The sequence below is a fragment of the Legionella quinlivanii genome, from assembly GCF_900461555.1.
Taxonomy (GTDB): domain Bacteria; phylum Pseudomonadota; class Gammaproteobacteria; order Legionellales; family Legionellaceae; genus Legionella_C; species Legionella_C quinlivanii.
In genome coordinates this window covers 1,431,798-1,446,435 of sequence record NZ_UGOX01000001.1, presented here as the reverse complement: position 1 = coordinate 1,446,435, position 14,638 = coordinate 1,431,798, and the positions used below count along the sequence as shown (strand labels likewise).

Sequence of the window (14,638 nt, the reverse complement as noted above, 5' to 3'; positions counted from 1 at the left end):
TGTGACCATTTTAAATTTAATCCGTCCTGAATTTGCCAGATTGATTCCTTATCGACCGGGCGGTGACGAGCTAAAATACCGGCTCCATAATAATGAGTCGCCCAGCGCACCTGTTTCAGCACTTGATCTGCCTTTAAATCAGTATCCAGATTATCAGCTTGAGCGGGAGGTTCAAAAGCTGCTTGCAGGATATTATAAGGTTAATCAGGAGCAGATTGCGCTAACTCGTGGAAGTGATGACGGTATCGATCTATTGATGCGTTTGTTTTTAATCGCAGGACAAGACAGCATTTTACAATGCCCGCCCACTTTTCCCATGTATCGATTTTATGCGCAACTGCAAAATGCGGTTGTAATTGACTGTCCTTTGAACTTTAAATCTGATTTTAGTCTGGATTTGCAAAAACTCTTTTCAAGCTGGCGTGAAGGCTGCAAATTGGTGATGCTATGCAGTCCTAATAATCCCACTGGTAATTGTCTGGATATTGCCAGCATTGCCGAAATCTGCGCACAGTTTGCGAATAAAGCAGCGGTGGTGGTTGATGAAGCCTATATTGATTTCTCCGCTCGGGAAAGTGCTATTAGTTTACTGCCGCAATATGAAAATCTGATCATTTTGAGAACACTGTCCAAAGCGTATGGACTCGCCTCTGTCAGAGTGGGAGCGGTCGTCGCTAACGAAGCATTCATTCAGCAAATAAAAAAGATTATCCCACCTTATCATTTGGCAGCACCTGTATTGACAATTGCCAAATTAGCTTTGAAAAACTCGGGATGGCTTGCGAACTCTGTCTGCCACATTGTGGAACAGCGCCAAAACCTGATTAAAACCCTGGAGGCTTTTTCATGGATAGAGATTGTGTACCCCAGCGAGGCAAATTTTATTTTAATAAAAAGCCAATACAACGCCCAGTTACAAGTCTGGCTGGCTTCCCATGACATTGCAGTGCGGCAATTGCCAAATACCTCCGAACTGCACAATATGCTGCGCCTTACAGTTGGTGATGCAATACAAAATACACTGCTTCTTGACGTATTAAACCGTTTTAAACCTACAGGTGTTGTATGAAAAAACTGTTACTCATTGATCGGGATGGAACCCTGGTTGAAGAGCCTGAAGATTTTCAGGTAGATAAACTTGAGAAAATTAAACTTTTGCCTGATGTAATCCCTTCTCTGCTTCGTTTACAAAAGGCAGGCTATCAGTTCATCATGATCACGAATCAGGATGGCCTGGGAACTGACAGCTTCCCGTTTCCCGACTTTGAGCGTTGTCAAAATTTCATCCTGGAGTTATTTCTATCACAGGGTATTCGTTTTCAAGAGATCCTTATTTGCCCGCATAAAGAGGATGAAGCTTGCTTTTGCCGTAAACCTGCTATCGGGTTAATGACTGAATTTCTTAAAAATAATGTATTGGATCAAACAAGCTGGATGGTAGGCGACCGTTTAAGTGATCGTCAATTTGCAGAAAATCTAGGCATTGGCTTTTTGGAGGTCAACAAACAACAGAACTGGCCAGAAATTACCAATTTCATTCTGGCAAGAAAGGTCTTCATTGAGCGCCGTACGCGCGAAACAGCGATAGAAATGAGTCTGAATCTCGACTTGGGAGAAAATATTTCGATAAACACTCCCATTCCCTTTTTCTCTCACATGCTGGAGCAGATTTGCAAACATGGGGGATTTGCCTTGCAACTGAATGCCTTGGGCGATACAGAAGTAGATGAGCATCACCTGATTGAAGACACTGCTCTGGTTTTAGGCGACGCGCTTCGTGAAGCATTAGGCGATAAGCGAGGAATTGGCCGCTATGGATTTACCCTGCCAATGGATGAAGCTTTGGCCGCTATTGCCATTGATTTGGGAGGAAGATCCTATTGCCGCTTTGAGGCATCGTTTACCCGGGAATTTGTAGGCGGGATGGCTACCGAAATGGTTCCTCACTTTTTTCATTCCTTAGCCGCAAGCCTTAGAGCAAGCATTCATGTAAAAGTCACCGGTGAAAACCATCACCATATGATAGAAGCCTGCTTTAAAGCCCTGGGCCGTGCATTAAGACAAGCCTGTGTCCGAATAGATAATGACTTACCTTCGACCAAGGGGATTTTATGATTGCGGTACTGGATATCTGTGGAAACAATCTGGCTTCATTAAGTAACTCACTGGCCAGGCTCGGTTATGACTATACACTCACCCACAATCCAAAAGAAATTGAAGAGGCCAGCCACTTGATTATTCCTGGCGTTGGCACAGCTTCATCCGGCATGGCTGCTTTGATTCAATACGGACTCGTTGATCTCATCAGAGAGCTTCAGCAACCTGTTTTAGGAATTTGTCTCGGCATGCAGCTACTTTATGAATACAGTGAAGAAGGTCAGGTGAAATGCCTGGGCCTGCTTCCAGGAAAAGTGAGCAGCTTTTCTCACCGGAAAGGCTGCCCAGTTCCTCACATGGGTTGGAATTCCATAAGCTGGCTGCAGGAGTCTCCTCTTCAGCAACAGCTTCCCGAAAAGACATTTCTGTACTTTGTGCATAGTTATGCCCGATTTATTGACAACAGCAATGAGCAGACGATAGCCAGCTGTGACTATATACAGTCCTTCTCTGCGATTGTGCAGCAGGAAAATAAAGTAGGAATGCAGTTTCATCCGGAAAAATCAGCAGAAGCCGGCTTACAGTTACTTAATAATTTTTTAAGGATGCAATAATGAATATTATTCCTGCCATAGATTTACAACAAGGGCAATGCGTCCGTTTGCGTCAGGGCGAGTTTTTACAGACAACAATTTATCCACAAACAGCTCTGCAATTGGCAACCCTGTATCGTCAGAAAGGGATGACTCGTTTACATCTGGTGGACTTGGATGGCGCACGTTCTGGTTGTATGGAACAGCTTGAATTAATCACCAGCCTTTTATCTTCCGGTTTGATTTTACAGGCAGGAGGTGGAATTCGCTCTCTTGAAACAGTAAAGCAATGCCTTGATGCCGGAATTCATAAGATTGTTCTGGGAAGTCTGGCGGTTCACAATCCTGATTTAACGCGATCGATTATTCGTCTGGCTGGTGGCGGCCGAATTGTGCTGGCATTAGATATCCGCTGGAATAATAACCTCCCCTTGCTTACCAGTCATGGCTGGCAGGAACCCACAGCGATTAGTCTATGGGATCTGGTTGAAGCCTATTCGGATACAGATATTAGTGAAATTCTTTGTACGAATGTGCAGTGCGACGGCATGATGCAAGGCCCTGATTTTTCGCTTTACCAGCTAGCTATTGATCGATTCCCGCATATTCAGTGGCAGGCCTCTGGTGGAATTAGAGGCACGGATGATCTGAAACGTTTGGCTGATTTAGGGTTGTCAGCCGCGATTCTCGGGCGGATGCTTTATGAAACTGATTTTGATTTATCAAGTTATACCGAGGGAGTTTTTCTATGTTAACCAAACGCCTCATTCCCTGTCTGGATGTATGTAATAATCAGGTCGTAAAAGGGGTTCAATTCAGAAATCATCGCATTATTGGTGATATACTGCCTTTGGCGAGTCATTATTCACAGTCCGGAGCCGATGAGCTGGTATTTTATGATATTACTGCCAGCAGTGAAGATCGCGCAGTCTCTTTAGACTGGATTGATGCAATCGCCAAAACAATCAATATTCCCTTTACTGTTGCTGGCGGCATCCGTACACTGGAGAAAGGGCGAGCTATTTTAAATGCGGGAGCAGATAAACTCTCTATCAACAGTCCGGCTTTGGAAAGACCGCAATTAATCAATGAATTGAGTGATGAGTTTGGAAGGCAATGCGTTGTTATCGGGATCGATAGCCAGTGGATTGACGATGATTACTATGTATTCCAATATACAGGCAATCCGGACAAAACATTGAACTCCAGGCACAAAACCCTGGATTGGGTGAAGGAAGTTCAGGCAAGAGGTGCTGGAGAAATTGTATTGAATTGTATGCAATCGGATGGCGTAAAAAAAGGCTATGACATTCAACAGTTACAAATGCTTAGAGAAGCAATTCATGTTCCATTAATTGCTTCTGGCGGAGCAGGTGCGGCTGACGATTTTATTGCTGTATTCAAAGAAGCTCAAGTTGATGGAGCGCTCGCAGCGTCTATCTTTCACGACAGAATTGCAAGTATCCAGGAAATCAAATGCTTGCTTGCGGAAAATAATATCGAGGTTAGATTATGAATCATATTGATAACACATTATTAGATTGGGAAAAAATGAATAATCTGATTCCCGCAATAATTCAGCATGCCAATAACGGTGATATATTGATGTTAGGTTATATGGACCCACAGGCACTTGAAATAACCCAGGTTACCAGAAAGCTGACGTTATACAGCCGAAGCAAACAACGTATATGGCGTAAAGGGGAAAGCTCGGGTAATTCAATGGATGTCATCTCACTGGCTGTAGATTGTGATGGCGATAGTCTTTTAGTTCAGGTTATTCCAACAGGACCCGCCTGCCATCTTGGTTATTCAAGCTGTTATAAACCAGTGACTACGGCAAAAATCAACTTTCTTGCCTGTCTCGCTGACATCATTCAAACGCGTGGCGATCAGCAGGAAGGGATTAGTTATACTGCCCAACTGGTTCAATCCGGCGTGCCTCGATGCGCTCAAAAAGTGGGCGAAGAAGCCGTTGAAACAGTGATTGCCGCAGTGGAAGGCCATAAGGACGCAGTTATTGAGGAAACAGCCGATTTACTATTTCATGTTCTGGTACTACTCAAAGCCTGCGAGCTGGATCTCTATCAGGTAATCGATTGTTTACAGCAACGACATATGCCAATCGTTCAACAAAAGTAGTGATGCAAAACATCTAGTCTAAGATAGGTGCACAAAACTGTCTTTGCGAGCGTTAGCGAAGCAATCCAGATCCTGACTCAACTCAAGTTTCGATCTGGATTGCTTCACTTCGTTCGCAAAGACGACAGGTTTGTAGCTTGGTTCTATTTATGCAACACCTTCGCGGGGATAACAGTTTAATATTCATATAGAGCTTAACTTAATGGCAATGCGCCCCTGGACTACGCGGATGTTTTCGTTCATCCCTTATCTTGTAGTATACTTTCAACCCTCAAACAGCCTTGATCGTGATTTATGCAAAACGCCATACTCCAATATCCATCTGTTGACCGAAAACAAAACTGGGGAAGCCTTCATGGCTGCAGCTTGTCACTTGCCCTGTCCGAATATTGTCTGAATGAACCGGGGGTTAAATTACTTATCACCCCTGATACTCTGACGGCCAATCAACTCATGTCAGAGTTGCGTTTTTTCCTCGGACAATCCAGTTGTGAACTACTTTATTTTCCTGACTGGGAAACCCTGCCCTATGATTTATTTTCTCCGCATCAGGATATTATTTCTGAACGCCTGCTCACATTAAACCGCTTGCAGCAGGCAAGTAAAACGATTGTTATAGCATCAGCCTCAACGCTGATGCACAGACTTTGTCCTCCAGCCTTTCTGCATCAATATGCGTTTGCGCTGAAACAGGGGCAAACACTTGATCTTGGCCACTTCAGAAACCAGCTGCAAAATGGCGGCTATCATTCGGTCAATAAAGTATTGGAGCATGGGGAGTACGCGGTTCGCGGTTCGATTATTGACATGTACCCAATGGGCAGCAATTGCCCATTCCGCATTGAACTATTCGATGATGAAATCGAAAGCCTTCGTCAGTTCGATACTGAATCGCAGCGAACAATTGCCAAGGTTGATCAAATTGAAATTCTTCCAGCCAGAGAATTTCCGCTTAATGAAGCCAGCATTACTCTGTTTCGCAGAAATTTTCGGGAACAGTTTTCAGGTAATCCAAGTCAATGCCCTGTTTATGAAAGCGTCAGCAATAGCCAATATCCCTCCGGTATCGAATATTATCTTCCTCTTTTCTTTGAGAATACGGCCACTTTTTTTGATTATTTACCAGAAAATGCAAGCATTTGTCTTATACAGAATATACCCGAAGAAGCCGAGCGATTCTGGCAGGAATTGAAACTGCGCTATGAGCAGCGCCGCTATGATATCAGCCGGCCGGTATTGACACCGGAACAAATGTTTATCAGTCCCACGGATCTTCTGACTCGGGTGAATACGCATCAGCAATTACGCCTCTGGCATCAGGCAATCGATAGAAAGGGAGCGGTATTTAACTTCAGAGTGAAGGAAGCCCCCGCTCTTCCTGTTGAACGTCAATCACCACAGCCTTTACATCATTTAAGGGATTATCTCAGCCAACCCGACCGCCGTCATTTAATTGTAGTGGAGAGTGCTGGCCGCCGCGAAGTTCTTTTGGATTTGCTAAGACAAACCGGTATTAGTGCGAATCAGCTCAACGACTGGCAATCATTTCTTAGCAGCGATGACTTGATTAGTATTACAACCGGCCCTCTGATTGAAGGAGCAGAGCTTTTAGACTCGCAAATCGCTATTATCGTCGAAGCCCAGCTTTTCGGTGAACAGGCCATTCCCCAGCGCCGAAGTTCGCAAAAAACAGTCGATCCGGATTTAATCATCCGGGACTTATCAGAGTTACGTCTTCATGCGCCGGTGGTGCATATTCAGTTTGGAGTCGGGCGTTACCAGGGACTTAAAACGCTCGAAACCAACGACAGTATTAACGAATTCCTGGTCTTATCCTATGCCGGTGATGATAAAATATACGTTCCAGTCACCTCTTTACATCTGATTAGCCGATACACTGGCATGGATAGTGAGCATGCACCGCTTCATAAATTGGGCAGCGACCAGTGGCAGAAAGAAAAGAAAAAAGCGGCAGAAAAAATCCACGATGTGGCTATTGAATTGCTCGATATTTATGCCAAACGTGAAGCGCAGCCCGGATTTGTGTATGAGTTTGATTCCCTTGAATACCAACGTTTCGCCAGTGGATTCCCGTTTACAGAAACTGTTGATCAATTAAATGCAATTAATGAAATTATCAAGGACATGAAATCGCCAAGGCCAATGGACCGCCTGATATGCGGCGATGTGGGTTTTGGGAAAACAGAAGTTGCCATGAGAGCCGCTTTTCTGGCAGTTCAGAACAACAAGCAAGTCTGTGTCCTCGTTCCAACAACCCTTTTGGCGGGTCAACATTTTGAAAATTTCCGTGATCGCTTCGCCGATTTTCCTGTCAACCTTGAATTACTTTCCAGATTTCGCAGCACTAAGGAATCGAATCAGGTTATAGACGGATTAAAATCCGGAAAAATTGACATCGTTATTGGCACACACAAACTGTTCTCCAAGGACATTAGTTTCAAAAATCTGGGCCTGTTAATTATTGATGAAGAGCATCGATTCGGAGTCAAACAAAAAGAGCATATTAAATCGCTTCGCACTCATATCGATATTTTGTCGATGACGGCAACACCAATACCAAGAACCTTAAACATGGCGATGGGAGGGATCCGTGATATTTCCCTGATTGCAACTCCTCCCGCCAAACGACTGGCTATCAAGACGTTTTGGCAGGAAAAGCAGACAACGGTGTTACGCGAAGCTATCCTGAGGGAAATACTGCGTGGCGGCCAGGTGTACTTTTTACATAATAATGTTCAGACAATTGATAAAACGGCTGAGGAATTGCAAGAAATGATTCCGGAAGCAAAAATCCGCACCGCGCATGGACAGATGAGGGAAAGAGAGCTTGAAAAAATAATGTCTGATTTCTATCACCATCGTTTTAATGTGCTGGTATGCACAACGATCATAGAAACCGGTATTGATATCCCTACGGCGAATACAATTATCATTGATCGGGCTGACAAATTTGGTTTAGCACAATTACATCAGTTAAGAGGCCGTGTAGGCCGCTCGCATCATCAGGCCTATGCCTATTTATTTACTCCCAATGAAAAGCTGCTGACTCCCGATGCGGTGAAACGTCTGGAAGCCATTGTATCGCTTGAAGATCTGGGTGCCGGCTTTACACTGGCTACCCATGATCTTGAAATCCGCGGCGCAGGTGAACTTTTAGGTGAAGAACAAAGCGGCAATATGCATGCGGTAGGTTTTCATCTGTTTATGGAAATGCTCGACAAGGCGGTTAGCGATCTAAAATCCGGAAAAACTCCGGAACTGGGCGGGCCTATGCAGCAAGGACCTGAAATTGATCTCCGTTTAAGCGCGATTTTGCCTGAAGAGTATATTGCTGACATTCACACTCGTTTGATTATGTACAAACGGATTGCCAATGCAGGCGATAAAGAGCAATTGCGCGACCTGCAGATTGAAATGATAGACCGTTTTGGGCTGCTTCCTCCCCAAGCCAAATATTTATTATGGGTCACCGAGTTGAAGCTTATAGCGGCACAGTTGGGGATTAATAAAATATATGCAGCACAGCAGCAAGGTAAAATTGAGTTTGGAGAAAATCCCAGGATCAATACTGGAGTATTGATCAATCTCATTCAGGTTCATGCCAAACGCTATCAGCTTGAAGGCCCCTCCAGGCTCAAGTTTACACTGGATAGTGAAAGCCATGAAGAACGAATTCTCGAGATTAAGAATCTGTTATTGAAATTGAGTAATGAGGGGTGAACCATCAAGACGGTAGCAAAAGTCGTCTTTGCGAGCAGTAGCGAAGCAATCCAGCTCCTAACTGTATTCAGGCTCCGATCTGGATTGCTTCACTTCGTTCGCAAAGACGAAGTTCTATTTAAAAAACAATACCTCTTGGGAAATGACAAAGAGTCCAAACAGGTAAATGTTTCACTCCCAAATCACCGACTGCCTTTCCTTAATCGCTCTTTTTATTAAAGGCTGGTAGTTCGCTTCAATCGTTCTTCTTTTAATCTTTAAGGTCGGTGTCAGGCAACCATTTTCCGGGGTCCAGGGATATTTGCTGATTAGAATATGGCTAATCTTCTCATAACTGGCCAAGTCTGTATTGACAGAGTGTAATATTTTTTCAAGCTGTTCCTTTATCCATTCCTGAGGTTTCTGCTGACCTGTTTCATTTAATGTAATTATCAGCACATTGCTGGGCAGCTCCCGCCCAACAAGGCAGAGTTGTTCAATGAAACAGCTTTCGCTAAAACGCTCCTCTATTGGACCTGGCGCGATAAACTCCCCTTTCTGATTTTTAAAATTTTCGGACAAACGACCCAGAATTTTAACACGCAAGGAGTTATCTATCTCAGCAATATCACCTGTACAAAGCCAGCCATCAGTCGTTAAAGAACGTGCAGTGGCCTCTGGATCGTCATAATATTCTTTCATTAAACAAGGCGATTTTATTAACAGCTCTTCATTTTCGCCAAGCTTTACTTCCACCTTTAATCTTGGGCTTCCCACATAGCCCGGACGTCTTTCAGATAACTCGGATAATGTAGCATAAGCAAGATTTTCAGTTTGCCCATAGCCTTCCTGGATAGGAATATTTAAATCGTCAAAAAATTTAATAATTGAAGCGGGCAAATGAGAAGCGCCCGAGAAACAGTTATAACATCGTTCCAGCCCTAATTGACGTCGGATTTTTTTCTTTATAAAGTAAGAAAGTATGGGAATTTTCAAGATCAGACGCAATTTTTCAGGCGAGGCCTTTTGTTCTATTTTCTGCTGGAAAACTCCCCATATTCTGGGTACCGCCGTAAAAAGGCTAGGCCTAATTTCACGAAGATTTTCAGCGAATTTGTCCAGACTCTCAATAAAGGACACATCACAAGGAATACTCACACTACCGAGTTCAATAGCTGTTCGTTCATATACGTGAGCCAATGGTAGATAAGAAACCAGATGATAATGATTTAATTTACGAACGCGTGCCAAATCATCAGGGAATAACGCCAGATAATTACCGATAATTTCATGTGTGTAGACAGAGCCTTTGGGAAGCCCCGTTGTGCCTGACGAATAAATAATGGTAAATAAATCCTCTGGCTGCGGTAAAACAACTTCTTGTAAAGGTTCTTTTTTTAAAATCTCATCCCAGGATATGCAGTTGCTCAGATTAGGATGATAGTTAAAAGAAACGCAGGTAAATTGATTGGAAATGTATTCTCTGGTTTTTTTATGGTTATCCAGTTTGCCAATAAAAACCACCTTTACGCCGGCGTGATTTAATACAAAATCTATACTCTCTTTGTGCTGATTTGCAAAAAGCGGTACGCTCACCATTCCAGCTAAAGAAATACCAAAATCACTAATGAACCATTCCGCACAGTTTTTTGAAAAAATAGCCACTCGATCACCAGGGTTTAAGCCCGTATCCTGCAAAAAACGAGCAACCTGCCGAGCCTGCCGCATCGTTTGCTGCCAGGTATATTCATGCCATTGATCATCGCGTGGCTGACGAAGATAGATGCGATCACCAAGGCGCTTCTCATTATCGAGAAGATATTGGTTGATCAAACATCCTGTATCAGTAGCTGTCATTTTCAATCCTTGAAAAATCTCTATATACAGCTTGAAGTATAGTCGAACGAATGACCAGGTTGTTAACATTAGTCAAGGCAGTGAAGTTAGCCGGTTCGGAATTTCACTGCGCTCTTATCAGGATAATTATCGTTTATCCCATTGACCATTCAGGAAAAAGGGCTGCGTCCATTGCAGTTGAAGCGGCTTTTCTTTTTCTTTTATAGTTGCTGTAAACGCATCAGTCTGCACCGTCACTGCATGCGGACTCGAATCCAGCTTTTTAATGGTTATTAGATTGCTGTATTGATAATTAATAAATTGCGGCAGGATGATTGTGACATCCGCATTTTCGGCGTCCACATCAATATTGCAATCATTTGGTATTACCACGTAACGACTGTTTTCATTGCTATGAATAGTGGTATGACTGCAGTGATTCGCCGACGCGATTAAAAGATCTTCTGCCTTATACTTTTTATCACCCGACAGACGATTCAGGAATTCAGCCAAATCACCGCTATAGCCACAGAGATTGATTCTTACATACTCATCAGTGGCGCCCATCGTGTTCCCGTTATCCACAGCCACATTGTATGTTTTTAGTAAAACATCCTTGGCGGCCATAGTTTTAGTATCAGGACTATTGAGCCTGGCAAAAAAGGTTGGGCTGCCCGCAATGCTTGATACTTCCGAACCAGGATACCGTTTCAGAAACTCTGCCTGCAGAATAGTATGACGTCTTACAATCGTATTAAATGCATCACTGCGAAGTGATTGTCCCGCATCAGGAAGAGCGATGATTGCAGACATCAGATTTAATGCTTCGGCAACACCCGGTGTACTATCGCCGACAGTTAATTTCCAAAGATAGGAAAAATAATTGGTAAATATGCTTGAACCATAAGAGTCCGCTATTGGAAACCACATATAGCCCAAACGATAACCCGGTTTCCCCAGAGCCTTTGAAACGGAATTGAAGGCAAATACATGTCTCCCCTCGCCTTTTGCTTTGGAAAGCCATTCAAGATTTTCCTTCACATAACCGGTTCCCTCACTGCCATAAGGGGGGGCTGCAAAAACAAAATCAGCAATAATAATTTTTGCGTCAGTATAAGGTTGCCGGAACTTTCCATCAGGATTATTAGGAGACGTAACAAACTCAACAAGCACTTCGTCGGGATTGAGTTTAATTTCCTGAGGATCATTAAATCCCTGAAATCGCGCATTGGGATAGGGCCGATAAGACACGGCATGCTCATGAAATGAATAAAAAGGGATTTTTTCCACGAAAAGAAATTTTTTATCAGGCTCTGATGTTACAACGGCATAGACAAGAGCAAAAATTATCTGCAGTGATCCGTTGGACGGGCTAAAAATATATTGTTCATCGGTATTGAGAAACTGCCCCAGATTACCAATACGCGAATGATAGGCTTGCAGTGCTTTATCCACGTCGTTGAAGTAAGTCTGGCTGGAACGAATTAATAAACCACCCTCTTCACCTGGCTGACCAATATAGATAGAACTGTCATACACATGCACCGCAGGTGGGTTGAGTAAGCCATAACGTTGGTATAGCTCAGTGAACACCGGAGTTTCATTTGGCCGCAGATAAATTAATGGTTCAAAGCTGTTCGCTTCTATGCAAAAAGGGAACAGCAAACATACAGCGATGCCAGATTTAAACAGCCTGGTAAAGAAATTTCCTTTTTTCATTATCGACCCTCCCTGGAATCGAAACTATGGATCCTCTCTCCCCTCAGGGGAGAGAGTTAGAGAGAGGGGTTTAAATCAATCCTCACCCCAGCCCTCACTGTCACTAAGTCAAGGATATTTTGGCAGTGACTAGCCTCCTCCCAGCTTGGGAGAGAGGATTTTCTCGGACAAGTTAAAATTATTGAACAACAACTCTCAGATCTTTATTTCGTTCCGCCAATAGTCAGAGCATCAATCTTAAGCGTTGGCTGCCCAACACCTACTGGAACGGATTGCCCTTCCTTGCCGCAAATACCAATTCCACCGTCAAGGGTCAAATCATTGCCAATCATACTGATTTGCTTCATTACTTCGGGACCATTGCCGATCAGTGTCGCTCCTTTTACAGGTTTTGTGATTTTGCCATTTTCAATCAAATAGGCTTCACTGGCAGAGAAAACAAATTGTCCGGAAGTAATATCAACCTGTCCTCCGCCAAAATTAACTGCGTACAAACCTCTATTAACAGATTTTATTATCTCCTGCGGATCATATTGACCAGCCAACATATAAGTATTGGTCATCCTGGGCATTGGTACGTGAGCGTAGGATTCACGGCGGCAATTTCCAGTGGGTTTCATTCCCATTAATTTGGCATTTAGTTTATCCTGCATATAATTTACTAATACACCGTCTTCAATAAGTGTGGTGCATTGTGTTGGAGTACCCTCATCATCCATTGTCAGGGAGCCGCGACGATTTTCCAGAGTACCGTCATCCACCACGGTCACCCCTTTGGCTGCAACCTGCTGACCGATTTTACCGGAAAACGCAGATAAACCCTTGCGATTAAAATCACCTTCCAGACCATGTCCTACTGCCTCATGCAACAACACCCCTGGCCAGCCAGGTCCTAATACTACAGGCATAGTTCCTGCGGGGGCATCTTCTGCTTCCAGATTTATCAATGCTTCCCTCACCGCTTCCCGTGCATACTCCAAAGCGCGATCCTTTTCAAGAAAGTAGGAATAAGGAACCCGGCCTCCTCCTCCAGAGCGAGCGCTTTCACGACGGCCGTTTTTATCTTCCACCAATACACTGACATGAATGCTTACCAATGGTCTGATATCTGCGACCATTCTTCCCTCAATCCCGGCAATCATAATCACTTCATAACAGCCGCTCAGTGAAGCATTCACTTGTATCACTCTGGGATCAAGACGGCGAGCTTCCTTATCTATTGCTTCCAGTAATGCGATTTTTTCCTGTTTATTCATTCCTTCAATCGGATTAATTCCCTGATAGCGGGCAACAGGCGCTCCAGACACATGAATGGCCTGCACAGGATTTGTTGCAACCAGAGCAATTGATCGCGCAGCATCGGCGGCACGCTGCAATGCAGGTAAAATGATATCATCACAGTAGGCGTAACCGGTTTTATCACCGCTAACTGCTCGAATCCCTACTCCTTTATCATGAGAATAGCTGCCGCTTTTAACTTCGGAATCTTCCAGATACCAGGACTCATAGCTGCTGCTTTCAAAATAAAGATCTGCATCGTCCACATGCTGACCCATTATCGAATGAACCAGCTTAGCGATGGTTGATTCATCAAGGGAAGCGGGTTTTAAAATTAATTCTTTGGCAATTGCCAGCGCCTGACTCATAATAAACACCTTATACGTTATTAACCTACCATGACCGCATAAACCTCAGTTACATATTAAGACGTGATGTTCCACACAGGGAAACTGCCGTCTTAACTGATGCAACCGCGGCAAATCAATATCCGCAGTCACCATACCTGCATTGTTCTCATGTTGGCCCAGAATTTTCCCCCAAGGCTCAATAATCATACTATGACCATAAGTCTGTCTGCCATTTTGATGTGTTCCACCCTGGTTGGCGGCAAGTACATAGCATAAATTTTCAATGGCACGCGCCCTCAGTAAAACTTCCCAGTGCGCCATGCCGGTTATGGCTGTAAATGCTGAAGGAACGGAAAATAATTCTGCTCCCCTCATCAATAATTGTTGATATAATTCCGGAAAACGCAAATCATAACAAACTGTCAAGCCGATTTTACCAACGGGTGTCTCCGCAACGACCAGCTCGCTTCCTCTTTCAATTGTCAGAGACTCCTGATGGGCCTCTTGCTCAGACACTCTGACATCAAACAGATGGATTTTATCGTAACGGGCTGCGCAAAGGCCTCTTTCATCAAATACAAGGCTTGATGAGCGAACTTTATCCTGCAATCCTTTGACCGGTATTGTTCCAGCGATAATCCAAAGCCCGTATTTACTGGCAAGAGCACTGACTTTTCCCTGGATTTCACCATGCGGATAGGATTCCGCCAAGCCAAGCTTATCGGTTTCTTTCAAACCCATAAATGCAAAATTTTCTGGAAGAACCGCTAACTCAACATTCTGCTCTTTTGCACTTGCCAGCAATAAATCGACCTGGCGCAAATTTTCAGCGGGTGAGGCAGAAGAAACCATTTGTAATACAGCCACTTTGGACATCATCGTGTTCCTTGCATAAAACAGAAT

11 protein-coding genes are annotated in these 14,638 nt (G+C 43.9%); 7 read left to right on the top strand and 4 right to left on the bottom strand.

What is annotated here, in order from left to right:
• The first annotated feature begins 1 nt into the window (after position 1).
• The 7 genes from hisC to mfd all read left to right on the top strand — a co-directional run bounded on the left by hisC (position 2) and on the right by mfd (position 8,573).
• Positions 2–1,069 carry a histidinol-phosphate transaminase gene (hisC, locus tag DYH61_RS06165; protein WP_058506664.1) on the top strand — a complete coding sequence of 356 codons (1,068 nt, stop codon included), beginning with the start codon at positions 2–4 and terminating at the stop codon, positions 1,067–1,069.
• On the top strand, positions 1,066–2,115 hold the full coding sequence (gene hisB, locus DYH61_RS06160) for a bifunctional histidinol-phosphatase/imidazoleglycerol-phosphate dehydratase HisB (protein WP_058506665.1): 1,050 nt from the start codon (positions 1,066–1,068) through the stop codon (positions 2,113–2,115). The genes hisC and hisB overlap by 4 nt, the downstream gene beginning before the upstream one ends.
• Positions 2,112–2,711 (top strand): imidazole glycerol phosphate synthase subunit HisH, encoded by a 600-nt coding sequence (hisH, locus tag DYH61_RS06155; protein WP_058506666.1) that lies wholly within the window; start codon positions 2,112–2,114, stop codon positions 2,709–2,711. Before hisB ends, hisH begins: the two co-directional genes overlap by 4 nt.
• A complete protein-coding gene (locus tag DYH61_RS06150; protein WP_058506667.1) occupies positions 2,711–3,445 on the top strand; it encodes a 1-(5-phosphoribosyl)-5-[(5-phosphoribosylamino)methylideneamino]imidazole-4-carboxamide isomerase in 735 nt (244 codons plus the stop codon). Before hisH ends, DYH61_RS06150 begins: the two co-directional genes overlap by 1 nt.
• Positions 3,439–4,206 carry an imidazole glycerol phosphate synthase subunit HisF gene (gene hisF / locus DYH61_RS06145; RefSeq protein WP_058506668.1) on the top strand — a complete coding sequence of 256 codons (768 nt, stop codon included), beginning with the start codon at positions 3,439–3,441 and terminating at the stop codon, positions 4,204–4,206. The genes DYH61_RS06150 and hisF overlap by 7 nt, the downstream gene beginning before the upstream one ends.
• Positions 4,203–4,832: a bifunctional phosphoribosyl-AMP cyclohydrolase/phosphoribosyl-ATP diphosphatase HisIE gene (hisIE, locus tag DYH61_RS06140; RefSeq protein WP_058506669.1), complete on the top strand. Its 630-nt coding sequence runs from the start codon at positions 4,203–4,205 to the stop codon at positions 4,830–4,832. Before hisF ends, hisIE begins: the two co-directional genes overlap by 4 nt.
• Positions 4,833–5,126: 294 nt before the next feature.
• The gene (gene mfd, locus DYH61_RS06135) at positions 5,127–8,573 is read left to right on the top strand and encodes a transcription-repair coupling factor (protein WP_058506670.1); all 3,447 of its coding nucleotides are present in this window, start codon (positions 5,127–5,129) and stop codon (positions 8,571–8,573) included.
• A gap of 171 nt (positions 8,574–8,744) precedes the next feature.
• On the opposite strand, the gene DYH61_RS06130 is transcribed toward mfd, so the two are convergent.
• The 4 genes from DYH61_RS06130 to DYH61_RS06115 form a co-directional block, all read right to left on the bottom strand.
• Positions 8,745–10,409, bottom strand: coding sequence for an AMP-binding protein (locus DYH61_RS06130; RefSeq protein WP_058506671.1), 1,665 nt, complete (start codon positions 10,407–10,409; stop codon positions 8,745–8,747).
• Between the two features lie 126 nt (positions 10,410–10,535).
• Positions 10,536–12,107 (bottom strand): pyridoxal phosphate-dependent aminotransferase, encoded by a 1,572-nt coding sequence (locus DYH61_RS06125; RefSeq protein WP_058506672.1) that lies wholly within the window; start codon positions 12,105–12,107, stop codon positions 10,536–10,538.
• 203 nt (positions 12,108–12,310) lie between these two features.
• On the bottom strand, positions 12,311–13,753 hold the full coding sequence (gene tldD / locus DYH61_RS06120) for a metalloprotease TldD (RefSeq protein WP_058506673.1): 1,443 nt from the start codon (positions 13,751–13,753) through the stop codon (positions 12,311–12,313).
• A 45-nt stretch (positions 13,754–13,798) separates the two neighbouring features.
• The gene (locus DYH61_RS06115) at positions 13,799–14,611 is read right to left on the bottom strand and encodes a carbon-nitrogen hydrolase family protein (RefSeq protein WP_058506674.1); all 813 of its coding nucleotides are present in this window, start codon (positions 14,609–14,611) and stop codon (positions 13,799–13,801) included.
• Between the last annotated feature and the right edge of the window lie 27 nt (positions 14,612–14,638).